Source organism: Richelia intracellularis HH01 (genome assembly GCF_000350105.1).
Classification (GTDB): Bacteria; Cyanobacteriota; Cyanobacteriia; order Cyanobacteriales; family Nostocaceae; genus Richelia; species Richelia intracellularis.
This window is the reverse complement of sequence record NZ_CAIY01000027.1, coordinates 1-26,209: the sequence shown is the minus strand read 5'-3', so window position 1 is coordinate 26,209 and position 26,209 is coordinate 1. Positions and strand designations below refer to the sequence as shown.

Below are 26,209 nucleotides of genomic sequence, written 5' to 3'. Positions count from 1 at the left end.
AATTTAGGGTTACTTATCTAGTACATTATTGAGACTTTTGGGAAAACATTGCTTTAATTGTATGGCGGTCACGTTCTGTAACAACATACCGTTTAATTTTCAATGTTTGTGTCATTGTTCCATTTTCAACAGAAAATGGCTCGGGAATCAGTTTGAAGGGTCCAATAAGATCATTTAGACAATAACCTGGACGATTTTTCACTTCCCGATTCAATTCTTGCCGGAATAAGCTTTGGATTATTTTACTTTCCAGGTTAATTGTTTGACCTTCTGCCTGTGCAAGACTAGCATCATCTAAAGATAATTGCAGGTTTTTGCTATTCATCCATTTTTCTAAAGCATCAAAATTGGGAACAATCAATGCACCAAGACTTTTGTAATCTTGTCCTACAAGCATAATTTGATGAATATATGGTGATTGTAAACAGGCATCTTCGATAGGTTGAGGTTCGATATTCTCCCCATTGCTTAATACAATAGTGTCTTTCACTCGTCCGGTTAATACCAGGTCATTTTTAACTGTTAACCATCCTAAGTCACCACTATTAAACCAACCTTCAGAATCTATAGCCTTATGCGTTGCCACCGAGTTTTGGTAATAACCTTGCATAACTTGTGGCCCCCGCAATAGCACCAAGCCTTTTTCACCTGTTTTTACCGCTTGATAATTTTCCGGATGGACAATTTTAGTTTCTGTACCAGGAATAGGTTTTCCAGAAGAACCACGTAAATTGCTCCAATGTCTTCGTGCATGGGTAACAGGGGAGGTTTCTGTTAATCCATAACCAACTAAAATATCCACCCCAATAATTTCAAAGAAGGTATCAATATGTTGAGGAAGAGTACTACCACCACTGATAATTTGTTTAACTCTACCTCCAGTAACCTCTCTTACTTTTTTATACACAAACTGGTCAGCTAACCAATGGAGAGGAAATAAGACAAATTTTTGTGTGTTAGCAATAATTATTTCTTTAGTAGAAGGATTAAGTTTATTCAAGTCTAATTTTTGAGAAATGTGTTTTGCCTGAATATATTTTTTACTGAAACTCAGTAAGATATTTACCAAATGCTGCTTGATTTTTGACTGTTCCCGAAATTGCTTTTGTATCGCTTCATAAATAGATTCAAGTATTCGGGGTACAACTACCATATAATGTGGCCTATATTGCTTTAAATCCCTTGTGAAAAAGCGAATGCTAGTATAAATTAGGGTACAACCTTGGGCAAGTAAAAAATACTCTGCACTACGTTCATAACTATGCCAAGTGGGGAGAATACTTAAAATAACATCCCCTGGCTGGGGTTGCACTATTGTCCCCAAATTAGACACTTGGTGCATCATGTTGCCATGACTGAGCATAATACCCTTTGGTTTACCTGTAGTTCCAGAAGTGTACATTATTGTGGCAAGGTCGTTACGGCTCTTCTGGAAGATTTGCAATTTATTCTTTTTCCCCATTTCTATAAGTTGGGAAAAATTGATAATTGTTATTGTTTCTGTTTCTGGAGGTATTTCATCAGTTAGCAAAATGACTAGCCTAATTGGCAAATTATTTAACCCCTCTCTCAGCTTTTCCAAGGTTTGCAAATTCTGTATTGCTAAGACTGTGCTCAGGCTATTTTCTAGTATATAGAATAATTCTTCCCTATCAGTATGTGGGCTACGTACCGTATTTACTGCTCCAGCCATGATGATCCCCTGATCAGCAATTAGCCACCGAGGAGAATTGTCGGCAATCAGAGAAACACAAATTCCCACTTGAACTTCTAATGACTGTAATCCTCCAGCAAAAAGTTTAATTTGCTGATACAATTGTGTATAAGTAAACATTACTTCTGGATGAGAATGGGGGGCTAGCAAGGCTAATGTATCCCCGAATCTACCACCTATCACAGACCAAATTTCTGGAATTGAATGCACTTGCGAATAATCTACTAAATCCTTCAGCAATAAACGTTCTCTTTCAGTCATAGGCAAAGGAAAATTTTTTGTGGTTTTAATTTCTAACATTACAGATCTTCTCCCCTATTACAGCTTTAATAGCTTTCTAAAATCCTTAAATGTGAGGTTATTATCGCCAAGCACAATAGACACTATTATTTTTATCTAATTTCATCTGCACCAAAATCCAAACTGGAACTCAAATAAGTAAAATTTATATTCTTAGGGTTTTGTACTTTGATACAAGTTCTTCTAATTTCCATTCCTAAATATTTTCGTTTGATTTCCACAAAAACATTCTGTCTTACACCTCTGTGAAGTATAACTTCGTCTTCAACTATGTATACAGAGAAACAGTAAACTGGCATATAGTACAAGAGAAATCCGCATTAATGCTTAACTTTTACTAGGATTAACTAGGCATTTCCAAAATTTTCTGACCACACATTTATATTTTGCTATGCTATAATGAAGTCATATATATAAATAACTATTAATATAGACAAACAATTATTAATTTTCTGTTTAGCAAATTTGCAGTGATAAAGATTGCTATTAGTCTATTATTACTGGAAAAGCAAGCACAAAAAACTACTCATAATCCAGATATATAACAGGAAGTTTGATTTACTCGTAAAACTCAAATAACTGGGAGGCAACTAATTATGAGCTTGGTGGATATTGTGCTCTTAACCTTACTAAATATGATCATATGTATTATTTCACCCAAGCTGATATCTATAATCCTAGACTATAGAAAAAGCCAAAGTAAAATAGTAACTTCAGATATTTGCCACATTCGTAGTAGGGAAAAAACTAAACGTTTCTACTATTTTACGAGCTCTACTAGTGCACGTAGTTAATGATTAATATTTAAAATTTCTGCAAATGAATTTTCCAGGGCTATTCTCCTCGAAAAATACAATCTTACCATCCTGTTGAATTTTAAACTGACTGCGACAGTTGTAAATTTCCACAGGTTGCTTTTCTTCATCAATACTTATACTAACTCGATAGTTCCAGTATCTTTTGGGGCTACGTTTAAGATCAACGATACAAACCTTGTGGGCATTAATAGTTTCACATCTATTTCCATAAGCAGTGGGTGTTATGGTGATAATTTGCAGCGATAAAATTATCAAGGTAATCAATTTCATCGTTATCAACTTACTAGTTTATTTATTCACACTATGGCAACAATTAGGTAAAATGAATTCAATATATTCATATTTTTCAATGAAAAGGTTAAAATAATCTTCAAACTATATCAGCTATAAATATCAATTCACAAATTATATAGAAGATTGAAAGTGAATATAGCATTTCTATAAATGAGGCTTTAAATGAGTTAGTTTAAAGTGGAAAATCAACAAAATATAGAGTTGGGAGTGATAATATACATTAAGTTTAAGAGAAAAGTCTCGAAACTAAGAATATAAAGTTTCTTTCCTTAGAAGTACATACTTATCATCGATAGTATTTTACCCATTTACTCACTCCAATGGTATATAGAATCTTAATAGCAACAAAAATAATAGTATCTATGATTTTTAGTAATTGTAAATTTTATCATTTTCTATAATCATTAGAAGTCAAATATGCCGTAATAACTCAGATAATAACTTCATGTTTGTAATATTGATTGTATGTATTATTATTTATATATAGAACCACTCAAAGTCGACTGAAGTAGGTCAATAGAGCAATAAAAATAGCCGTAAAATGAGTGCCTTAATTAGTTAATATCAGTCTCTAAAATAAAGCTCAAAAAACACTTTTATATAATAAAAACTTATAAAAATGAATTAATATAAAAGGAAGTGGAAAATATCTTTGGCTGTATTTTAACTATGTGCTATAGTATAAGACATATTCCTCAAGCTTTAGCTATTGAAATCAAATTCCAGATTTTTATGTTTTTTAATTTCACTATATCTTATTCTTTTTATAAAACAATCTGGTAATAAAGCTCTAAAATAGAGAATTAAAAAAAGTTATTATCTAAAAAATAATAACTCATAGCTACAGATTAATAGCTGATATCATCAAGTAAATCAAAAATATACTTGACTAGCATTTTTTCGAGCAAGAGAAATCAAGAGCTGTGTATTACCCAAAACTACTTAAAATCTATTAGTAAAGATTCATCAATGAAGATCTATCGTGAAAAATCTTGGGCTTAAACCACTATCTAACCAGTATGATTTTAAGTGATATAATAATTTTCCTAGAGCTTATGAAGTCATTTTAAGAAGTTATTAGTCTCCATAAAAATTTCTCCGATTCCCTGACATCAGTAAAACTTATAACACTACTATTCAAAAACAATATGGTTTTCAGAAGAGGATACAAGATCCTGCTATGCAATACCCATAAATAATAATTTTATACAAAAAATTTTATATTTGATGTATTTCCTGCTCAAATCTACAATTTATAAATCAAAAGATATTTTGATCTATATCTTAGAAGTGACTTCTTAAGTGCCTATAAAAACAAAAAAATTTACTATAGCAAATAGTAAAGATATACTCGCCAGTCATTTGATCTGAGTAGATTAAAGTAAAGCGGGTCAATGATATGTAGTTTATGAAAGCTTTGTTAATCGAGGGAAATACTATAGTCTTGTTAGCTTAATTTATTGATATCAATCAGGGCCCAAGTGAGGAATTCATTCAGTACTCAGTTGATAAAAAAGGTGAACTCAAAGCTCACCCAAAAAGCCAATCATCCTTTTCCTAATTGATAAATTGACCACGTTTACTGCTAAAGTCCAACGAAAATTAGTTTTAATCTAATAAAGCCTTAGCTTTAGCCAATATATTATCAATGCTAAAACCAAATTTCTCCATGCAAAAAACACCGGGGGCAGAAGCACCAAACTGGTCGATACTTACTGTATCACCTTCAGTGCCAACATACTTGTGCCAGCCAAAGCTTGCACCTGCTTCTACTGATAAACGTTTAGTAACAACTTTAGGTAATATAAACTCCTTATAAGCCCCGTCCTGCTCCTCAAAAAGCTCCCAAGAAGGCATAGAAACCACACGCACTTTCTTCCCTTCCCCTAGAAGCTTCTCAGCTGCAGCCACGCAGAGATTCAACTCAGAACCAGTACCAATAAAAATTAGTTCAGGTACTCCTTGACAATCTACAACTGTGTATGCACCCTTCGTTACCCCTTCAATAGAAGTGGGAGTCAAGTTAGGAAGAGCTTGACGGGACAATGCTAGTAAAGTAGGTGAATTTTGTTTTGATCTATTTATCGCAACCTTGTAGGCCCCAGAACATTCAGTGCCATCTGCAGGACGAATCACTGTTAGGTTAGGAATTGCCCTTAGTGAAGCTAGTGTTTCTATAGGTTGATGGGTAGGACCATCTTCCCCTTGCCCGATTGAATCATGAGTCATCACCCAAATAGTACCTGTTTGGGAAAGGGCAGATAAACGAATAGCAGCCCGCATGTAATCAGTAAAAATTAAGAATGTTGCACCATAGGGAATTAGCCCTGAACCATGGAGTGCCATGCCATTACATATTGCACCCATACCATGTTCTCGTACGCCAAAGTGGACATTACGATTTTGGTATTGCCCTTTCTGAAAGTTCCCAAAGCCCTTAATCTCAGTTAGATTAGAGTGGGTTAAATCAGCAGAACCACCTATCAACTCAGGCAAGATGGGGGCTAATTTGTTTAAGCAAGCTTCAGAATATTTGCGGGTGGCTAGTCCTTTGTCTTCTGCAGTGTAGGAGGTTAATACCTTCTCCCAACCATCAGGTAACTTTCCGCTAACATAACGCTTGAATTCTGCTGCTTCTTGAGGGTACTGTTTGCTGTAGTCAGCAAACAGTTTATCCCATTCTGTTTCTAATACTGCACCACGCTCAACTGCCTTCCGCATATGATTTACAGCATCTTGAGGTAGATGGAAAGGCTCATATTCCCAACCTAAGTTACTACGGGTGGCTGCCACTTCATCAGCACCTAAAGCTGCACCATGAATTCCAGCAGTGTTTTGCTTATTAGGAGCACCATAACCAATGGTAGTTGTCACCTTAATCATAGTAGGCTTATCAGTAACAGACTTGGCACTTTCAATAGCTTTAGAGATTGCATCCAAATCGGCATTACCATTTTCAACATGCAGTACATGCCAACCATAAGATTCAAATCGCCCACTTACATTTTCAGTGAAGGCAATATCAGTGGAACCATCAATGGAAATATGATTATCATCGTAAAGAGCAATTAGCTTACCTAATCCCAGATGTCCTGCCAAAGAGCAAGCTTCAGCTGCTACACCTTCCATGTTGCAACCATCACCTAAAATCACATAAGTATAGTGGTCAACTATTGTGATATCTGGTCTATTAAACTTAGCTGCCAGGTGTGCTTCAGCCATTGCCAAGCCTACCCCATTCGCAACACCTTGCCCTAAGGGTCCGGTAGTGACTTCTACACCTTCTGTCTCAAAATTTTCCGGGTGCCCTGGAGTTTTAGAGCCCCATTGGCGAAATTGCTTAATATCTTCTATGGTTACACTGTCATAACCAGTCAGGTAGAGCAGGGCATACTGTAACATACAGCCATGCCCTGCAGATAGGACAAAGCGATCACGATTAAACCACTTTGGGTTTTTGGGGTTAAACCGCATGAACCTATCCCACAGCACAAATGCCATTGGTGCTGCGCCCATTGGTAATCCTGGATGACCAGATTTTGCTTTTTCTACGGCATCGACTGCCAAAAAACGAATTGAATTAATACACAATTCTTCAAGGGATTGGGTTGCAACAGCCATAATCAATCAGATTGTTTGTAACGACAGGTTATTAGCACTCTTTGAGCTTTTGTTGTTGGGGTGGGGTGATTTTATAGATTTTCCCCACCTCTCATCATCCCACTGGTACTTGTTGCCCTGCAAGCAGTGAAAATCCGAATTTTGGATGTTCACCAGTTGGCTACTATTGTATGTTTCCCTAAATAAATTCAATGAAGTAACAGCAGCAAATACTTTTAATTTACCAGAATTTAGTATACTCAACACTAAATTTTGAGTTACCAATTGTATTGAAAAAGGTGGAGAGTAAGGCAATAGTCGGGGTGATATAGATAATATTTCCGATGTATTTTTGATTTGATATTCAGATTTTCTTCCCTTTACCTTATTATCTTTAATCTTTTTTATCTAGTACAAGTGGGTTGAAGCAGCTATAAAGTGGGAACACTGAAATATATTTTTTCTTACCTCCGATCTTCTTCTTTTTAATCATTTTACTGCTTGCACTAGATATATTTTTTGAATACCAGAGTGACATTATGACCACCAAAACCAAAAGAATTAGACATTGCCACATTAACTACCTGGGTACGGCTATTATTCGACACATAATCTAAATCACACTTAGGATCAGGATTTTCCAAGTTTATGGTTGGTGGAATTCTATCATTAGCAATTGCCAGTATAGTGGCCACTGCTTCAATTCCTCCAGAACCACCTAATAAATGACCAGTCATTGACTTAGTAGAGCTTATCGCTACTTTATAAGCTTGTTTTTTCAATACCTTTTTAATTGCTGCCGTTTCTGTAGAGTCATTGGCTGGGGTACTAGTACCATGAGCATTTATATAACTGACCTGCTCTGGAGATATTCTCCCGTCTTTCAATGCTAAACTCATTGCCCTGGCAGCTCCCAATCCACCGGGTACAGGAGATGTAATGTGATAAGCATCACAGGTTATGGCATAACCAACTATTTCCCCATAAATCCTTGCACCCCTACTTAGAGCGTAATCTAAATCTTCCAGAATTAAAATTCCCGATCCTTCCCCCATGACAAAACCATCACGATCTACATCGAAAGGACGGCAGGCATGGGTTGGATCATCATTACGGAAGGAAAGAGCTCGTGCTGCAGCAAAACCCGCTACAGATAAGGGTGTAATTGCAGCTTCACACCCACCACAAATTACTGCTTGGGCATATCCCCCCTGGATAATGCGAAAAGCATCACCAATGGCATTAGAGCCCGCAGCACAAGCTGTAACAACACAGGAATTAGGCCCTTTTGCTCCTGTATGAATTGCTGTTAACCCAGCTGCCATATTAGCAATCATCATGGGAATCATAAAAGGACTACAACGATCTGGTCCACGGTGAAGATAAACTGCCTGTTGGTCTTCCATGACCTTAATACCACCGACACCAGAGCCGATGATTACACCAATGTGTTCGGCATTTAAGTCATCAATTACTAATTGTGCATCCGCCAAAGCCTGTTTTGCTGCTGATACACCAAATTGGGAAAAGCGATCCATCCGTTTGGCTTCTTTTCGATCCATATAGTCACAGGGATCGAATTTTTTTACCTCGCCTGCAATTCGGCAGGCATGTTTGGAGGCGTCGAATCTGGTAATTTCACCAATTCCATTGCGCCCACTGATTAATCCTTCCCAATATTCTGTTGGTGTATTACCAATAGGCGTAATCGCGCCAACACCAGTTACAACAACGCGTTTACGTTTGAAATCTGTCATGACTCAATTAATGGTGGCTTTAGATGCAAGCAAAGCAAAGCAAAACAAAACAGAAACTTAAGGTTTTGGAACTAGGATATGGATGTATAGAAAAGCTCATACATATTTCCCAATCCCAGTCCTAAATTCACTTTTAAGCTGATGCAGCGACCTTGTGATTGATATAATCCACAGCTTGTTGCACAGTGGTAATTTTTTCTGCATCCTCATCAGGAATTTCGATATCAAATTCTTCTTCCAAAGCCATTACTAGTTCAACTGTATCTAAGGAATCGGCTCCCAGATCATTAGCGAAGTTAGCATCTGGCTTTACTTCTGCGGCATCAACACTCAATTGTTCGGAGACGATGCTTTGTACCTTATTTAAAATGTCTTCTTGGCTCATAAATTAAAATACCTCAACCAGTTGCTATTATTGGCTTTTTAAGAGTGATATGGTTCTGAGCATATACATCTTATCGTCAAGGGGGATCGTCCGTACATAGTCAATAAATTTTCTCCAATAAAATTTTTCACCCATTCTTATTTAGAAATGGCCAATCTCAACCATACAACGTCAAGTATCAAGGTGAAAGAGGAAAATTTTGTCTGCTTTGCCCTCCAGCAACAGATTAATGGACAGTAAATAAGTTAATGTATATGCAAATATGCTAGTAAATGTCATGTCGTAGTTTTAATCATATGCAATCCCCAAAACTAAAGTATGCCTATTTCCCTGGTTGCGTTGCCCAGGGTGCTTGTGGAGAACTTCACATGTCAACTGTTTCCTTGGCTCAAGCTTTAGATATCGAACTGATAGAACTTAAAAAAGCTTCTTGCTGTGGATCTGGAACTTTCAAAGAGGATTCCCAACTACTAGAAGATACAGTAAATGCTCGCAATATTGCTTTGGCAGAAGCGTTAAACTTGCCTTTACTGACCCATTGTAGTACCTGCCAAGGCGTTATTGGTCATGTAGATGAGCGGCTAAAATCTGCCCAAAATCAACAACCTGAATATTTGAAAAAGGTAAATAACTTGCTACAAGAAGAAGGTTGTTTACCTTATCGAGGAAAGACAGACGTTAAACATTTGTTGTATGCATTGGTCCAAGATTATAGTTTGGAGGCAATTCAACAGAAAGTCAGCAAGAAATTAACGGGTCTTAAATGTGCTGCCTTCTATGGCTGTTACTTACTTCGGGGGCAAAAATCTGTTTCGGAAAAAAATATATTCTATCCAGAAGCCATGGAAGATATATTTCGGGCTGTCGGTGCTACTCCTATTTATTACGAAGGAAGAACTAAATGCTGTGGTTGGCCTCTTTCCAGTTATGCTACGACCGAGTCTTTTCAGATGGCTGGCATGCATATCCAAGAGGCAATAGCAGCCGGTGCTGATTGTATTGTTACTCCCTGCCCTCTCTGCCACCTAAATCTTGACTCTCGTCAACCGGAAATCTCACAAGTTATTGGCCAACAGTTGGAATTGCCAATACTACACTTACCCCAATTAATTGCTCTTGCCATGGGAATTAACCCTCAAGCATTAGGATTAAATAAACATGTTGTCTCCACAAACCCAGTACTGTCAAAAGTGTAATAGGGTTTGAACATGATAACTATGTATTTCAATTTGTGCAAATAAAGAGTAGAAATCAACGATGGGAGCTGACTTCACCTGGTTATAAGTATTACGAGAAGCAATCGAGAATAGTATTTCAAAAAATGGCAACTAACAACACTTCACCTGTAAACAAATATGGTGGTAAATTTGGTTCCATTTGAGAGTTATGAGGTACTGTTCAGCTTACTTTTTTGTCTTGTAGGTAGAAAGTAATACTTACTCTCTGGGGTTATTAGTCATCTCATTTCAGAGTTCAGAGGAAAATCTTAGTGTTACTGCTATTTATTCTGTAAAGTTGATTTAGATTACATTATTGGCTAAAGTATAACTCTAAGAGGGAACAATTTAGCTAGTAAAGCCTGGATGTTGCTGTCGTATAAACAACATCTGGGCGTAGACTCATCATAAGTTAACTAATATGAGATAATTTGAGCACTATCTTATGTCAATCATTGCTCTCAGGACATGGTATTTACAGAAATATGAGCCAATTAAGGAGTTAGAGAAGCGTCCCCCAGATCTTCGAATCAGTAAGAAAAGTTTATTGAAGTCAGGATTACGAGCGGACTTTTTAGAAGATAGTAAAGAGGTAAAACAATCCACCTGGTTTAGACGTTACTTGGAGGGTGAAGATATCGAGTTTTATGTTGAGGGTAGTGGTAGTTATTGCGTAGCTAACCTTGACTTAATCAGCCATGAGATTTATTTCACTAAGCAAACACTATTAGCACAGTTAGAACCAACAATATTTTTTTCTTCCCAATTGGAGTATGCAGAAGCTAGTGATTCTCTTCGGAAGGAATTGCAAACAAGTATAAATAAATTGAACGAGCGATCACGTTGGCCTTTAACATTTGTAGAATCCTATCGTCCTAAGGAAGATGCTTTGCGTTTATCATCAACTATGATGAGGAAAATTCGCAGAAGTTTATTATTTATTGCTGACACCACACCTATTACTAAAATTCAGCAACAAAAAAATGTTACTTTGATTCCTAGCCCTCATGTTTGTGTAGAAATAGGTTATGCCATTGAGAGTAAGCGTACAGAGCAAATAGTCCTAGCACAAATGGAGCGGTTGGAATTGAATGGTGAGTATCCCTTTGAATGGAAATCTTCACAAGTTATCCGCTTCCAGAGCGCCAAAGAATTATCAAAAGCCTTAACCCAAACAATTGAAAATCAACTTGTACGGTTTAAATTATTCATTTAATTAGTAATTCAGGATAAAGATAAGGGTTGGCATTGCATAAATTATGGCTAGAGATTTTTTAGGCTTTAAAGAAACTCACTTAAAATCACTTGCAGTTTTAATATCCACGCATAAAATTTTATAGAATATTTGGTATATTAAACTAACGCTTTTTATTTGGTGTTTTCTACGATATAAGAAGTCTATATATATAGACTTCTTATAATTTCTACAATTGTATTGGGCAATGAACTTAATTTATAAAAAACTATAGTAACTATTTTTAATAGGTTAGCAAAATTATGAATTATTATAGGAATATGCTTATCTGAAAACAAGTACTGTACTATAGAAAACACGTAAACTTTCCTCTATATTAGTCAGAAACTTGCTCTTTTTAATCCAAAGTAATTTTATTAAAAATAGTCTGGGTATTTGTATAGTAGTTATTTCACCCGTACATTTATGAGTTTAAGCAGCAGTTGGTAAACTAATATTTAAATAATAGTACAGTTATGAGGGAAATATACATCTCCCTCATAATGAGAGACTTTAAATAATATAAATTATACTGGCACCTCACTTCCAAAGTGAACTTATGATTAGGTTGTTAGTGTACTCCTTAAAAGGATTTAGGGAGAGTATTTGATAGTTTATTAACCTAGGATTTTATCCATCCGAATATTATTAATGTTTATCCCTAATGTATCTCTCATGTATAAAAACTCACATAAGATATGAAAAAAAACTTAGTTTACTATCTTTTTGTTTGTTTATGATGATAACCCAGCCTGTTTTTTTAGTGTTAACATGGGTTATCCAGAAGTCTCCTGTATTAACTGCGGCTAAACCCCAGTTAATACCACCAGTGGAGCCGAAAGTAGTTAAGATATTTCCCCCACTCAAATTATTAACATTAAACCCAAATTGTCAGCCACGTCAGGCCTGTCTGGGTTGGGATTATCAGATTTTCCAGAGGAGTAAAAGTGGAGGCGAAGTGGGTGATCGTTGGTCTTTAGTAAATGCGATAGATCATAGTCTGAACTATTTGAAAACGCCCACAGCTACTCAGGCGTATAACAATTATCCAGTAGAAACAATTACACGTGACCAAGTTATTCGTAGTTTGGTGCGCTTTCGTCAGTTGGTAGTCAACTCCAGATCGGCAGCTCAATTACAGGATGCTGTACGCCAAGAATTTGATGTTTATCAGTCAGTAGGTAACGACGGTAAGGGTACTGTCAAATTTACTGCTTATTACTCCCCAGTATATGAAGCCAGCAGGATACGTACTACTGAATATAAATATCCCCTGTATAGACTACCAAAAAACTTTGACCAATGGACCACACCCCATCCTAGTAGGGTAGAGTTAGAAGGTGAGGATGCCTTATTAGGTAAAAAAAGTTGTTTAAGTGGTTTAGAGTTATTTTGGTTACGTGATCGTCTAGATGCTTATATGGTTCATATTCAAGGTTCTGCCACTTTGAATTTAAACGATGGGACAAAAACCTCTGTGGGTTATGCTGGTGGTACAGATTATCCTTGGACCAGTATTAGTAGAGAATTGGCAAAAGATGGCAAACTACCCTTAAACAAGTTGGCACTACCCAATGTAATTTCTTTCTTTAAAAGCAATCCTAAGGAAATGAACAATTATTTTCCCCGTTGGAAACGTTTTATCTTTTTTAAAGAAACTAATGGCAGACTTCCCCATGGCAATATTGGTGTACCTGTAACTCCAGAACGTTCTATTGCCACAGATAAATCTCTCATGCCTCCAGGAGCATTAGCAATAATCAATGCTTTTTTCCCTTATCCTACAAGTCATGGCAATCTGGAAACTAGACGTGTAAGTCGTTTTGTTCTAGATCAAGACACTGGTAGTGCAATTAAGACTCCAGGTCGAGTAGATTACTTTATGGGTAATGGTAATTTAGCTGGTAGACGTGCTGGAATTACTGGTGGTAATGGTCATCTGTACTACTTGATTTTAAAAAGGTAATTTATGTAAATAAGAACTAATGTGTGTAAGTAGGGAGCATGTTATCAGCTCAAAATGCTTTCTTCCTAGTTGATTGGAGCATTGATAAATTTTGCTGTTACCTCTAAAGAGATAAAATTCATCTCCATAATATCTTTAGAGCAACTGGTATGATTAACATAGTTACCCAATGGCAAAATTTACGTTTAATCCATGCGGCAAATTTATTCTGTTTTGCTAAATTGAAAGTGTACAGGCTAATGCTCAAAACAACCAGTGGTTAGGAATGAATGTTATGAAAAGAAAGCATCAATTCATTAACACCTTAGTACTACAAGTCACTGTGGTGTTCTCTTCTTTGCTGCTTTCTATTAGTGGTTTTTCTAATCATTCTCTTAAATCTGCAGAAGCATTACCGGCAGAGCTGTCCATGGATTTACAAATTCAGTCAAAAGTTAAGTCGGAAGTAGAGCGTACTTTTTCCAGTACAAGGGTTTTACTGGGTTTAAGTCTAGTTGTTGTAACCTTATTTCCCATCACACTAGTGGGTCTATTTTGGTTTTTGCGACGAGCTGTGATTAGGGAAATAGTTGACAGAGCAATTAAACAAATCCAGGATTTAGAAGATTTACAATCCCAGTTAACTATGGTTAAGGATACTGCGGAAAAAAGTATTAGACGAGCAAATAATATTACTAGCGAGTTAACCACACAAATAGGAACATTACAGCATCAGATCAACAGAGAAAAGGAAAATTTAGCTGTAGTTAGTTCTGATGTTATAGATGCGCAGAAAAAGTTATTGCTTGAATTGGAAGCACAGGCGAAGGAAACAGACACAGAAATAGCCAATTTGGAATTAGAAGTAGGTAATCATGTTGAGAATTTCTATTTACATATAGAGCAACAAAAAGATAGTGTAGTTGAAAATTCTGCTCAATTATTAACAGATACACAACAGCATATATCTGACTTACAAATGAATTGTAAGCAACAGTGTCAGCAACTTTGGGAAGATATAAACTCATCAAATCAAGAATTAATCAATCAATTTTCTAATATTTATGTGGAGGTGCAATCTGAGAAGCAAAATATTTTGGAAAGATTAGTACAGTTACAAGTAGAATTTATAGCAGAACTATCAGAATTAAAGTTAAGTGCACAAAAAAAGGAGAAGCAATTATCAACATTTTTTCCCCAATTTAATGACCAGATAAAATCACAGTTAGAAGCCTTATATAGTGAGACTCAAAATGAAAAGCAGAATGTACTAGAAGAATTGATGGAATTGAAACCAGCATTCGCAAACCAATTATCAGAATTGAAATTAGAGTTAGAACAGCAACAGGAAAAAATATTGGGTGATTTACTACAATCTGTAGTTGAATTTACATCTAATCTAGCAAACTTACGACAAGAAGTAGAATTGGAACAACAAGTTGTAATAACACAAATTAAGGGGTTAACACCAGACCTTAATTCTCAATTGTTAGGATTACGTCAAAAATTAGAAAGCAGACAACAGCAAGAATTAGATGATTTATCAGAGTCTTTTGCAAAAGCTAAATCCCAGTTGATTGACTTGAGTACAGATGCGCTACAGGAAAAACAAAGAGTTATCAACAGTTTAGAGAAATTGCAACCAGAGCTATCTGTGGAGATGCAAAAATTATTGGCAGAAGCCCAGATAAAGAAAGAATATATTATTGATGATTTAGAGAAATCTAGCTCTGAGTTTCAATCGCAGTTCTCAGAATTAAAATTATACATTCAGTCACAGAAAGTAAAAATAGTCAAAAGAATGGAAAAAATCGAAGCAGGTTTTGTTTCACAATTTAAAGAATGGCAAAATCATGTGGAAGAATATAGAGAGCAAATACTAGTACAAGTTAGTAAAAAAACTATATCAACAAATATTGAAAATGATTCTTTATTTGAGAAGAGAGATGAAAATGATGCTCTGGTTGATAACAAAGAATGTGGGCTAAAAATTGCATTGGAGGATACATCTGAGATGCCTGCTATAATCTCTGAAGAAGATAACCTCAAGTCTGCGAATACATCCGATCCAGAAATAATACCTACAAATTACAGTAAAAATGAATTGAGTAATGCATCGGAAGTCAATAATTATCTTAAGCAAGGGGAGTTACTTTTAGGTAAAAAACAGTATGAAGAAGCGATTACAATTTATGAAAAAGCTATCAAAGTCCAATCAGATAATCCCATACTTTGGTTATATAAAGGTATCACTCTAGGTAAGCTAAAGCAATATAAAAAAGCTATTGTAGCCTATCATCAGGCCATTAAAATTAAACCGGATTACTATCAGGCTTGGTGCGATTTGGGGGTGGCATTCGGTAACTTACGTCATCATAAAGAGGCATTCCAATCCTTTGATAAGGCTATACAATATAAGTCAGATGATGCTACCGCATGGCTCAATAGGGCTATGGCACTAGAGGAATTGGGAGAATATGAGCAAGCGATTATTTCTTTTGATGAAGTCGTGAAACTCAAACCCACAGCCTATAAGGCATGGAATCGTCGTGGCTATGTGTTAGTAATGTTAGGTTATGATGAGGATGCAATAGTTTCCTTTGATCAAGCTTTAGAAATTAAACCCGATTATTCCAGTGCTTTTTATAATAAAGCAGTTTGTTATTCTCTCCAACATGAGATTGATTTAGCCATCAAAAATTTGCAGCAAGCTATTAATTTAAACCCTAAGTATCAAGAACAAGCAAAAACTGATATTGACTTTGATGATATTTCCAATGAACCTATTTTTCAAAAGTTGATTTTAGAATAAAGATTACATTTAGATTAATTACTTATTATATATTCTCGAGATATATGAAAAACTAATAATCAATTACTAATCTAGTATAGATGTCTATAGGAATAAAAAATCAGTGTTTGGAGCAGTTTAATAACTATTATTTTAAAGATTCATAATACTCTTGTATGTATATAAGGTTGATTTTTCAAAACTATTTTAGTGATCAAAACAAATTTGTATAGTGGGTGAAGCTTTCATTAATTAGTAACTAATTTATCATTTATAAGTTAAAAGATTTGATTTAATAAATAACGATTTAGTAAGTTAATAGATTAGTTCACGATAAAAATGAGTGCTTAAAACTGTATGGAAGCTAACAATCAAAGTGATTTATCATAATTCAAATACCAATCCAAATTTCTAGATGTCATTCATTTATCCATTTGCAATAGGAATGATATGTTTGTGTTAAATGGAGCATCTCAAGCATTATTTTTTTATTGAAAACATATTGATTGCTAATTATATAAATGTAGTCAGATCGCCCAAATCTGAAAACTAGTTGGAATAAATATCTATTTATTCCAACCTCTATTACCGTAAATCTGACCTCTATTGATATTTTATAACCAGTCATAGGAGTCTCTTGTTAAATGTTACGGAAATGGCTGCGTAAAATCCCACTGATATGGCAACAATTAATGAAGGAGAAAGTCCGTCTCCTAGTAGCCTTAGCAGGTATTGCTTTTGCAGATATTTTAGTTTTTGCTAATGTTGGTTTTGAAAGTGCCTTATTTGAAAGTTCCACTTCCCCCCATCGGAATTTACATGCGGATTTATTTATAGTTAATGCCCATTTTGAAACTTTATATTATGTTCAAAGTTTTCCCCGTCAGAGATTGTATCAAGCAAGAGGATTTGCAGGCGTAGAATCTGTAACTCCACTTCATGTTTCTCTAGGAACTTGGACAAATCCTGAAACTAAACGCAGTCAAAGAATTCTGACATTTGGAGTTAACCCAGCAAATCGCACATTTTTATTTCCGGAAGTAAGTAGGAATTTACACAAATTACAAAGTATTAATCATATTTTATTTGACCGTACTTCCCTACCAGAATTTGGCCCGATCACATCTTCATTTCAGAAACAAGGTGTAGTAGAAGCTGAGTTAAATAATACTACAGTTAGAGTAAGTGGTTTGTTTGCCTTGGGAGTTTCTTTTGCTGCTTATGGAAATGTAATTACTAGCGATTCTACTTTCCTAAGTTTATTTCCATATCGGAATTTAGATAAAATAGAAGTAGGTTTAGTTCAGCTAAAACCAAATACAAATGTAGAGTTAATTGCACATAGTCTTAGAGATAGCTTGCCAGCAGACGTGATGATTCTGACTAAAAAAGCCTTTATAGAGATGGAAGAAAGGTATTGGTCACAGACTACTCCCATTGGATTTATTTTTAGTTTGGGGGTTTTAGTTTCCCTTATAGTAGGAATTGTAATTGTCTATCAAATACTATACTCAGATATTTCTGCCCACTTAACTGAGTATGTCACCTTAAAGGCAATTGGATATAGTAATAGTCTTCTACTAGGGATTTTATCTCAAGAGGCCTTATTCTTAGCAGTTTTGGGCTATATACCAGGGTTTATACTTACCATAGGGCTTTATCAAATAACTGCGGTTGCTACCATGCTACCAATTTATATGACTGTAGAACGTGCGTTAATAGTATTGGTTTTAACATCGCTCATGTGTTTTATTTCAGGAGTAATTGCTATGGGAAAATTACATTCAGCTAACCCTGCAGATTTACTCTGAATGAGGACACAGTAGAAAAGCAGACTTTTACTTAGCGTATTCCAGGCGGCTCAGAAAGATGGGATTTGGTGAATCACTCCCTCTCCCATATACTTCCTATTCCATCTCGTAAGGAAGGTATAAAGGCTATTTAGGTAAGATTTTGTTTTTTTGATGGGCTTATTTCTTACGTAATATATACAGAGTTATACATCATTAAGTAATGTAGTTAGACTTATTCTCTCCCTAGAATTGAAAGTCAATCCCCTACAAGACAATTTTGCAACAAATCATTTGGTTTGGTACTTGTGTTTTAATTCTTACTAACGCAATTACTATAACCCTTGATAGCATGAATTGGATTAGCTTAAACCATAAACCTACAATCATAATAATCTTACAACAATGACTCAAAGAACCAATTATTTTCAACTACAGGTATCAGATTGTACTAAAGATAACAACACAAGTCAAACGTAGCAAAATTGAGCAGTTCTAGAATATAGAAGGGATAAAATTAGAAAATACTACTATAAAATATTAGTAATATAGCCTTATTTGATAATTTTTTTGTGTAACTTAAATTTTTATATAGTTTTCAGGGAGATAATTTTAGTCTTTGAGTTTTGTTACTTATATTAGGTTTGCTCTTTTGTACTATAAATCATAATTTATGCTAAAATCTCACAACCCCATTATATGTGTGTAGCTTATTTTATTTTTATCAGCTATTAGTCAAAATTCCAACTATCTATAGTTACTGTGAGCATCAAATAATCTTCATATTTCTCTATTCAATTGAAGATAAAAATCTACTCATACTCATCGCACTATAATCTTTAACTCGAGCAAAGGCAATATTACAAAATTGACTCAATTAAATCAAATTTAGTTTTTTATTCTTTTACTCTTAGTCTTATTCATGGTCTTTATATTTCAAAAGCCCTAAATCTATTTAAATTGAAATCTATATGATCAAGTATATATTTACTACGATATCTTCAAATTTGTATAATCATTTTCTAGTAACTCTCTCCAATTCTTTCTTTCTCCGAACTAGACTCCTGTAGCTTAATATATTACTGTTGAGTTTTAAAAGATATTTACTCACTTTTAAATAGAAAAAGTCAGTGTTTTTTTATAAAAATTGATATGCTAGAGAAGAATTTAACATTATTAATAATAATTTTATAAAATTATTTAATTAAAACTCTAAATTCCTATACCAACCGACCATTTTATATACTAGAATTATCTATATTACTAATTTAATTAAACATAGCTTAAAAAAGCTATACTTCGAATAATGATTAAATTTTGAAATATGATATAAATACAAATATTTATCCAGGGATTTATTTAACTTAATCTCATATTCTTAATTTTATATCTTAGTATAGAAGCATATTAGATTATCAAATAGTAAGATTATTATTCATATAACTATACTAAATTTATGAATGTTGTCTCACTTTACCATTATTTTTTTTTAGTCACAGGATATATTAACCACTTTTAGCTAAATTATTAGTCTATGCTATATTTGGGATTTTTATCTCAAAATCATTAAATTTGGTATTCTCCTATTATTCTTAATAACTGTATTATTACACCGTGATTCCACAATAAATATTACAGTTTTTGGGCTTGATTTTCGCTTTATGAAATTGAAAAAAATACAAATAGCTGTTATAAAAAATGATTTAGTTGCTCTCACTCTATAATATTTTTAGCTTAATACAGATAAATTATAACAAAGTATACTCTCAATTAATAGATGTGGAAAAGAAACAGACCATGCCAGCAATTTTCCATAATACTCACCATACAATAAATCAAGAAATTATTGGAGATAGGATTGGGACTGGAAGACTAAAGAGATAATAAGCCATCCTATCCATTGGCTTTGGTCTCATTTTTTATAAAAATTTATCGGAATTACCGTAAGTGAGGATGTGGTAAAACTAAAAATATTGAGGCTTTTGTCTCTAGTTATAATGAAAATATGTTGTGAAGTAGAAAGTATGATGAACAGCAAGTAGCACAAAGCAAATAACTTATTGTCAGACTAGTTTTTTCACCCTAAGCCCCAACGAATTATATTAACATTTGTTTTGGATATGCATGAGGTATTACAAACATGATAGGAAGTAGAAAGAACTTTCATGAATAATCAAGAATTAGAATTAAATATTGGTTGGTTATATCCTCAGTTAATGAGTACTTATGGTGACCGAGGAAATGTTATTCTTATTGAGAAGCGCAGTTTGTGGCGGGGTTATAAGGTTAACATCATTCCCTTAGATCAGAACGCAACTGCTGCTGATATCTGTAGGGCAGATCTGATTGTTGGTGGTGGTGCGCAAGACCGTCAGCAGGGTATTGTCATGCAGGATTTACAGGGCAAAAAAGCTGATGCACTCAGATCTAAAATTGAAAATGGGACTCCTGGAATATTTACCTGTGGTTCCCCCCAAATTTTAGGGCATTATTATGAGCCTGTTATTGGACAAAGAATTCAAGGATTAGGGATTTTAGATTTGGTGTCTGTGCATCCTGGGAAAAATACTCAAAGATGTATTGGTAATTTAGTTGTGGAGGTTACTGCTACTCTATTATCTGAGGATTTCAAGGAAATGCTGGGTGGCGCAACACCTTATCTGGTAGGATTTGAAAATCATGGAGGGCTTACCAAATTAGGTACAACAGAAGCTCTAGGAAAAGTAGTATATGGTGTGGGTAATAATGGAAAAGACGGTACAGAAGGGGCATTTTACAGAAATTCAATCGCTACTTATTCCCATGGTCCCCTATTATCTAAAAATCCTTTTGTGGCTGACTGGCTAATTCAAACTGCATTACGATTAAAATATGAACAGCCTATATCTTTATCAACTTTAAATGACAGTTTGGCAATGAAGGGAAGGCAAGTAATGTTAGAACGGTTGGGTATAAATTTATCAACTCCTGTAGTGCTTGATAAGAAATAAAGCTAATTATAATAATAACATTTGCTCATTTGGTGGTTTAAAACCCAAATGTTGGTATGCTGCAGTAGTTGCTATGCGGCCTCTAGAAGTTCGACCCAAATACCCAATTTGCATTAGATAAGGCTCATAAACTTCCTCAATGGTTTGTGTATCTTCACTTGTGGCAGCAGCAATTGTTTCTAAACCCACAGGTCCGCCATTAAACTGTTCAATTATCACACTTAACATTCTTCTGTCCGTCCAATCTAAACCACAAGGATCTACCTGGAATAATTGTAATGCCTCTGCCGCAACATCTTGGTTTATCTCCCCTAATAATTTAACTTCTGCATAATCACGTACTCTTCTAAGTAGCCTATTTGCAATCCTTGGTGTACCACGAGAACGACGAGCAATTTCTATCGCCCCATCTTCTGATAGTGGGCTTTTCAGCAATTGAGCGGTTCGTAATACAATTTTACTCAATTCATTTACTTCATAGAATCGCAACTTCTGTACTAAACCAAAACGGTCACGTAACGGGGAATTTATCGCTCCTACTTTAGTAGTTGCCCCCACCAATGTGAATTTTGCCAAGGGTATACTCCGCACCCTAGTGCTTGACCCCTTGCCAGTAGTAATATCTAAACGATAATCTTCCATCGCTGGGTATAAAATTTCTTCAGTCATTCGGGAGAGACGATGGATTTCATCGATGAAGATAATATCACCCCATTTGAGGTTGACTAATAATCCTATAATGTCCCTGGGACGTTCTAATGCGGGAGCACTGGTAATTTGATAGTTTACCTCCATCTCAGAGGCTAAAATCATTGCCATAGTAGTTTTGCCCAGGCCTGGAGGTCCATAGAGTAGCAAATGATCTAATACATCCTTACGAGACCTAGCAGCTTTAATGGCAATTTCTAATACATCCTTTAAATCCTCTTGCCCAATATAGTCAATAAACTTCTGGGGACGAATACAATTCTCTAGTTTTCCCTGTTCCTCACTCCCAGTTTGTGGAGATAAAACATTGTCAATCTGAACTCTCTTTATCCCTTCCTGTTGCTCTTGTGGCTTTTTACTAGGTTCTTGGGGCTGGTATTTTGAGGATATGATTGCCATGGTTCCAACTGTTGGATTGCAAAATGATTTTGGTAAATGGCAAACCGTGCACATTATAAGAAAGAACACGGATGCAAAAATTTTATTTCTAGAGTGAGCTTGCACATTTAAAATTTAAATTCCGGGGATAGTTTAGGAGTGGAAAAATTATTATGCTAGCTAAGAGAATCTTACCTTGCTTAGATGTAAAAGCAGGAAGAGTTGTAAAAGGAGTTAACTTCACTGGCATTAGGGATGCTGGTGATCCTGTTGAGCTGGCTAAAGCTTACAATAACGCCGGGGCAGATGAGTTGGTATTTTTAGACATTACGGCCACCGATGAGGAACGCAACACTATTATTGATGTAGTCTACCGTACAGCCGAACAGGTTTTTATTCCCCTTACTGTTGGTGGTGGTATTAAATCCTTAGAAAATATTAAAGATTTATTACGTGCCGGAGCAGACAAGGTTAGTATTAACTCTGCAGCAGTATACAACCCAGATTTAATTGATCGAGCTAGTGATCGTTTTGGGAGCCAATCTATGGTTATTGCCATTGATGCTAAACGCAGAAAGTATCCTGAACAAAATTGTTGGGATGTTTATGTACGAGGAGGGAAAGAGAATACAGGCATAAATGCCCTTCAATGGGCACAAGAAGTTGAAAAACGGGGGGCAGGAGAATTATTGGTTACAAGTATGGACACTGATGGTACTCAAACAGGTTATGATATAGGACTAACTGAAGCAATCGCCCAGTTAGTAGATATCCCTGTTATTGCCTCCGGTGGTGCTGGTAACTGTCAACACATCTATGAAGTCCTAATTACTGGTAAAGCTGACGCTGCTTTACTTGCTTCTTTGCTACATTATGGACAAATCACTATAGCTGAAATTAAAAAGTATCTGAGCGATAAACAGTTGCGAATTAGGCCCATTTCTTAAGCTGACATTAAGGTTCCGAACCAGGAGTCTCATGGTTTAGGACAGCTACGGAAAACGATGTTAATATCAGTAAAGAAGCTTTACGTTTTATTAATTAGTCTATGTTAGTACCACTGTTATTTATAGATGTGGCTTTAGTAGCTTGGTCGCTCCATCTAATGGAGAAAGCTTACGAGCATAAGGAGTTTTCATTTATGTTGGCGGGTATACTGGTAGCTATAGCTGCTGTTGCAATGATGGTTGTTTACTTCTTAATGGGTCATTGCATGAAGTACTTAATGCGAGTTTCTTAATAATGTTTAAATACCTTAACAGGGTTTAAATACTAAATGAATATTGACAACAAAAGTGTTGTTAGGTTAAGCTTGGGTGCGAAATTCTTGGGGTTATAGCTCAGTTGGTAGAGCGCTGCAATGGCATTGCAGAGGTCAGCGGTTCAAACCCGCTTAGCTCCATTGGAAATTATCGAATAAAATTTAATGATAGTGCTATGGGGTAGTTTGATTTTATATACAAAGTTTTGTGAGCATACAAAAAATGACAGAATTTATTGCAAACTACCATTAAGTATAAAATTTCTATACTAAGAGGTCGATGAGTACTAAGTAAATATTGATTTTTTTTGGTTTATTGGTGAGAAACCATGTATAACACACTACCAAGCCTCATATCATCGATGAAATGTATTTTAGTATACTGAAACTATTGAACCAAATTTTAATTATTCGCCTCATCCTTTAACTTAGGAGCTTTAGGATTTTTATCAAGCGGTAAAATACTACTATGCTGTTTTTGTGCCTTAATAAACACTATTCTGATAAATTACGTGATTACATGTACACTTGTTGCTGTGTTTGGGGGTACTTAATGATACTTTACTTGACTCACTCCTAATAACAGAATTTAGAACATTAAATTTATGATATAAATATTCGCAACAATATTATCTATTCTATATATTTTAACTTCAGGAATTAAATGCTTGACAGATTAATATTATTTTGAATTAAAGTGAGGTCAATATAGGGTGATATCCTCACGCGTTTAGCATTACTATGCTACATTTACTATCTGAAATAAGATAGTTTTTTGCAAAAACCTTAATGTTCATATTCTTTCTGATAAAAAGAATATATAGAAACACAAAAATAATATAGATGAACTTAAGTCAAGCAAGCACTTAAATAATGATACATAATTGAATCCCTGTATTAGGGTAAATACTAAAATAAATAAAATAAAAGAAAATAAATAGAATAAAAGAAGATGCTCTAATGGTAGGTAGAAAGACAATCAACACATATAGGGAAAACCATATTATGGTAATTCTATTATAAATTTGAAGAGTTAACCATTAACTTGATAGCTTGGTCACATAAATTAATCAGATAAACTCCTTAATAGTAATAAGTCTTCATCATATAACACCTGAAAAATATAAAGAGTAGTTTCAAAATAATTGGTGATGTAAAACATAACTATAAGCAATAAAATTATAATGGGTATTACCTATTTTCACACAATCACTATTAATGGGGACTGAATTATAATCCAAGCTAATATACTTTTCAGCTTTGATTTGTAGGTTTCCTTGACATAAAACTCGGATATATTTTGGAATATTAATTCAATCTATCCCTGATATGAGCTTCCTGGAATATAAAACCATTCCAGTTAAGCAAACCCATACGCTAATGATAACTTATGATAATAACTTGAATAATACTTACGCAGATAAACCACATAATCAGATTAACAATCTATAGGTTAATCTATACCTATATTTATATTTTTAATATTCAATTAGATTTTTGTATTACTAGCCCTAATAATCCAATAACTGATTGATAAAGCTAATACCCCAATTCCCAAGCCAATAATATCAACTCCATCTACTTTATTTAGGTCGAGGATAATAATTTTTCGGGAAATAGCTATGAGAGAAGTTACTATAACTAATTCTACTTGAAGTACCTGCTTGCGAAGATATGCTGTAATATTTTCAAGAATTTCTAAAGCAATAAGTATATTTAAAAATAAACCAAATATATTAAAGATAACTGTCTTAAACTGACCATAATCAGTAGTAAATAATTCCTTGACTAAATGTGCACCCAGATCAAGGATAGCTACGGCAATTACAACAACCATAGCGATAGAAAGTATTTTAGAAACAAATACTTCAAGCTTTTCAATCAAGCCTAGAAAAACATCATGTTGGAAGATTATTTTGAATCGATTAACAATTTTTTTCATGATTTTCAAGAAAATCCTATCTTTTTTAAATAAATATTTAATTTTAATAGTAAAAATGACTTATCAAGTCAATGATACCATAAGAATTATCATTAAAATGAGTATAAAGTAATTAGCTAAAAATATATTACGATAGCATAAAAAAATATTTTTCAGCTACTTTTAGTATAGTCGATTACTTTTAGTATAGTCGATATATTCAGATAAAATTGGCTGATAATTTCATGCTAATAAGAGATATTTTTACTGTAGGTTATTTAACCTTTAAATAAATAGGTTAATATTGCAACTTTACTAATAAAAACTCTTATTTTCCAAGTAAAAAATCAACGCTAATTTTAATAACTTGAATGCTTGATATACTCTATATAGCTGTTGTTATACACTAATAATATAGTTATTGATTTATTTAACTATAAAATAAATTATTCTATTTAACCTAGTTATCTAACCTAGAATGATATAAGCTATAGCAAGAATATATAAACATAAAAGCATATGCTATGCCTTTGCTAATTACTGAATAGCCCAAGATTAATTACCAATATTCTATGATCAAGCTAAAAGTATAATTTAATAGTAAAAAATAATTACATGTTCATGAAAAGCTTGTCATCAAAGTTAACATTTAACGATCTGCTAAGTAAAATTTTTATTGATGCTTCTAAATTAGTTTTATAAATTATCAACCGACAGAATACCTTTCTCAATTACCTAATATAAATTAGGTGTGCAGTGCCATAAAAGATCAAATACGGTGAATAGTTTTCTTCTTAGTATTATATTTATAATATTATTACAGAGAGCAAAAGCCTTTGTATAATCCAATATAGTACTATAACTTTAATATTTTACTACTTAAATTTTTCTTAAAAGTACCCTTATAACTTCATATTTATATTATCTAATTAATATAAATATGAAGTTATAACTACTAATATAATCAGGCCAGATATGGAAGTATATATATCATTCTCAATGTAGAAATTTTTTATGTAAACCCTGCTATTTAAATTTTCCCCGCAAGATATAAAAACTATATTTATGATTAGACTATATATGTCAGTTTTGCTCTTTTATCAATC

17 protein-coding genes and 1 tRNA gene are annotated in these 26,209 nt (G+C 34.3%); 9 read left to right on the top strand and 9 right to left on the bottom strand.

All coding sequences use genetic code 11. The features are described 5' to 3' along the window. Nucleotides 1-25: 25 nt before the first annotated feature. From RINTHH_RS01915 to acpP, 7 genes are all read right to left on the bottom strand, one after another. Nucleotides 26-2,014 carry an AMP-binding protein gene (locus tag RINTHH_RS01915; RefSeq protein ID WP_008232254.1) on the bottom strand — a complete coding sequence of 663 codons (1,989 nt, stop codon included), beginning with the start codon at nucleotides 2,012-2,014 and terminating at the stop codon, nucleotides 26-28. A 92-nt stretch (nucleotides 2,015-2,106) separates the two neighbouring features. After that, nucleotides 2,107-2,313 carry a hypothetical protein gene (locus RINTHH_RS01910; RefSeq protein WP_044304397.1) on the bottom strand — a complete coding sequence of 69 codons (207 nt, stop codon included), beginning with the start codon at nucleotides 2,311-2,313 and terminating at the stop codon, nucleotides 2,107-2,109. 498 nt (nucleotides 2,314-2,811) lie between these two features. Further along, the gene (locus RINTHH_RS01905) at nucleotides 2,812-3,102 is read right to left on the bottom strand and encodes a hypothetical protein (RefSeq protein WP_044304396.1); all 291 of its coding nucleotides are present in this window, start codon (nucleotides 3,100-3,102) and stop codon (nucleotides 2,812-2,814) included. A 1,632-nt stretch (nucleotides 3,103-4,734) separates the two neighbouring features. Then, nucleotides 4,735-6,747: a transketolase gene (gene tkt, locus RINTHH_RS01900; RefSeq protein ID WP_008232250.1), complete on the bottom strand. Its 2,013-nt coding sequence runs from the start codon at nucleotides 6,745-6,747 to the stop codon at nucleotides 4,735-4,737. Nucleotides 6,748-6,753: 6 nt separating this feature from the next. Next, complete coding sequence (locus tag RINTHH_RS10945; RefSeq protein ID WP_196794869.1) at nucleotides 6,754-6,990, bottom strand: hypothetical protein; 237 nt, start codon at nucleotides 6,988-6,990, stop codon at nucleotides 6,754-6,756. 242 nt (nucleotides 6,991-7,232) lie between these two features. Beyond that, complete coding sequence (gene fabF, locus RINTHH_RS01895) at nucleotides 7,233-8,483, bottom strand: beta-ketoacyl-ACP synthase II (RefSeq protein WP_008232248.1); 1,251 nt, start codon at nucleotides 8,481-8,483, stop codon at nucleotides 7,233-7,235. Between the two features lie 133 nt (nucleotides 8,484-8,616). Further along, on the bottom strand, nucleotides 8,617-8,868 hold the full coding sequence (acpP, locus tag RINTHH_RS01890; protein ID WP_044304395.1) for an acyl carrier protein: 252 nt from the start codon (nucleotides 8,866-8,868) through the stop codon (nucleotides 8,617-8,619). 296 nt (nucleotides 8,869-9,164) lie between these two features. Between acpP and RINTHH_RS01885 the strand changes: the two genes are divergently transcribed. The 6 genes from RINTHH_RS01885 (at nucleotide 9,165) to RINTHH_RS01860 (ending at nucleotide 20,835) form a co-directional block, all read left to right on the top strand. Further along, complete coding sequence (locus RINTHH_RS01885) at nucleotides 9,165-10,064, top strand: CoB--CoM heterodisulfide reductase iron-sulfur subunit B family protein (protein WP_008232245.1); 900 nt, start codon at nucleotides 9,165-9,167, stop codon at nucleotides 10,062-10,064. Nucleotides 10,065-10,530: 466 nt separating this feature from the next. Next, nucleotides 10,531-11,301, top strand: a complete 771-nt coding sequence (locus tag RINTHH_RS01880; protein ID WP_008232242.1) for a hypothetical protein — start codon at nucleotides 10,531-10,533, stop codon at nucleotides 11,299-11,301. A 682-nt stretch (nucleotides 11,302-11,983) separates the two neighbouring features. Continuing rightward, nucleotides 11,984-13,285: a murein transglycosylase A gene (gene mltA, locus RINTHH_RS01875; RefSeq protein WP_008232240.1), complete on the top strand. Its 1,302-nt coding sequence runs from the start codon at nucleotides 11,984-11,986 to the stop codon at nucleotides 13,283-13,285. A 274-nt stretch (nucleotides 13,286-13,559) separates the two neighbouring features. Continuing rightward, nucleotides 13,560-16,076 carry a tetratricopeptide repeat protein gene (locus RINTHH_RS01870; RefSeq protein WP_008232237.1) on the top strand — a complete coding sequence of 839 codons (2,517 nt, stop codon included), beginning with the start codon at nucleotides 13,560-13,562 and terminating at the stop codon, nucleotides 16,074-16,076. 623 nt (nucleotides 16,077-16,699) lie between these two features. Further along, on the top strand, nucleotides 16,700-17,866 hold the full coding sequence (gene devC, locus RINTHH_RS01865; protein ID WP_008232235.1) for an ABC transporter permease DevC: 1,167 nt from the start codon (nucleotides 16,700-16,702) through the stop codon (nucleotides 17,864-17,866). A 2,144-nt stretch (nucleotides 17,867-20,010) separates the two neighbouring features. Next, entirely contained in the window at nucleotides 20,011-20,835 is an 825-nt protein-coding gene (locus RINTHH_RS01860) for a type 1 glutamine amidotransferase (protein WP_008232234.1), read from the top strand. Between the two features lie 6 nt (nucleotides 20,836-20,841). Here RINTHH_RS01860 and ruvB read toward each other — a convergent pair whose 3' ends face one another. Further along, nucleotides 20,842-21,942: a Holliday junction branch migration DNA helicase RuvB gene (gene ruvB, locus RINTHH_RS01855; protein WP_044304394.1), complete on the bottom strand. Its 1,101-nt coding sequence runs from the start codon at nucleotides 21,940-21,942 to the stop codon at nucleotides 20,842-20,844. A gap of 152 nt (nucleotides 21,943-22,094) precedes the next feature. On the opposite strand from ruvB, the gene hisF reads away from it, so the two are divergent. The 3 genes from hisF (at nucleotide 22,095) to RINTHH_RS01840 (ending at nucleotide 23,323) form a co-directional block, all read left to right on the top strand. Continuing rightward, nucleotides 22,095-22,868 (top strand): imidazole glycerol phosphate synthase subunit HisF, encoded by a 774-nt coding sequence (gene hisF, locus RINTHH_RS01850; RefSeq protein WP_044304393.1) that lies wholly within the window; start codon nucleotides 22,095-22,097, stop codon nucleotides 22,866-22,868. A 101-nt stretch (nucleotides 22,869-22,969) separates the two neighbouring features. Beyond that, complete coding sequence (locus RINTHH_RS01845; protein ID WP_008228016.1) at nucleotides 22,970-23,161, top strand: hypothetical protein; 192 nt, start codon at nucleotides 22,970-22,972, stop codon at nucleotides 23,159-23,161. Between the two features lie 89 nt (nucleotides 23,162-23,250). Beyond that, a tRNA-Ala gene (locus tag RINTHH_RS01840) sits at nucleotides 23,251-23,323 on the top strand. A gap of 1,348 nt (nucleotides 23,324-24,671) precedes the next feature. Here the strand turns inward: RINTHH_RS01840 and RINTHH_RS01835 are convergent. Next, nucleotides 24,672-25,124: a phosphate-starvation-inducible PsiE family protein gene (locus RINTHH_RS01835; protein ID WP_008232231.1), complete on the bottom strand. Its 453-nt coding sequence runs from the start codon at nucleotides 25,122-25,124 to the stop codon at nucleotides 24,672-24,674. Nucleotides 25,125-26,209 lie beyond the last annotated feature (1,085 nt).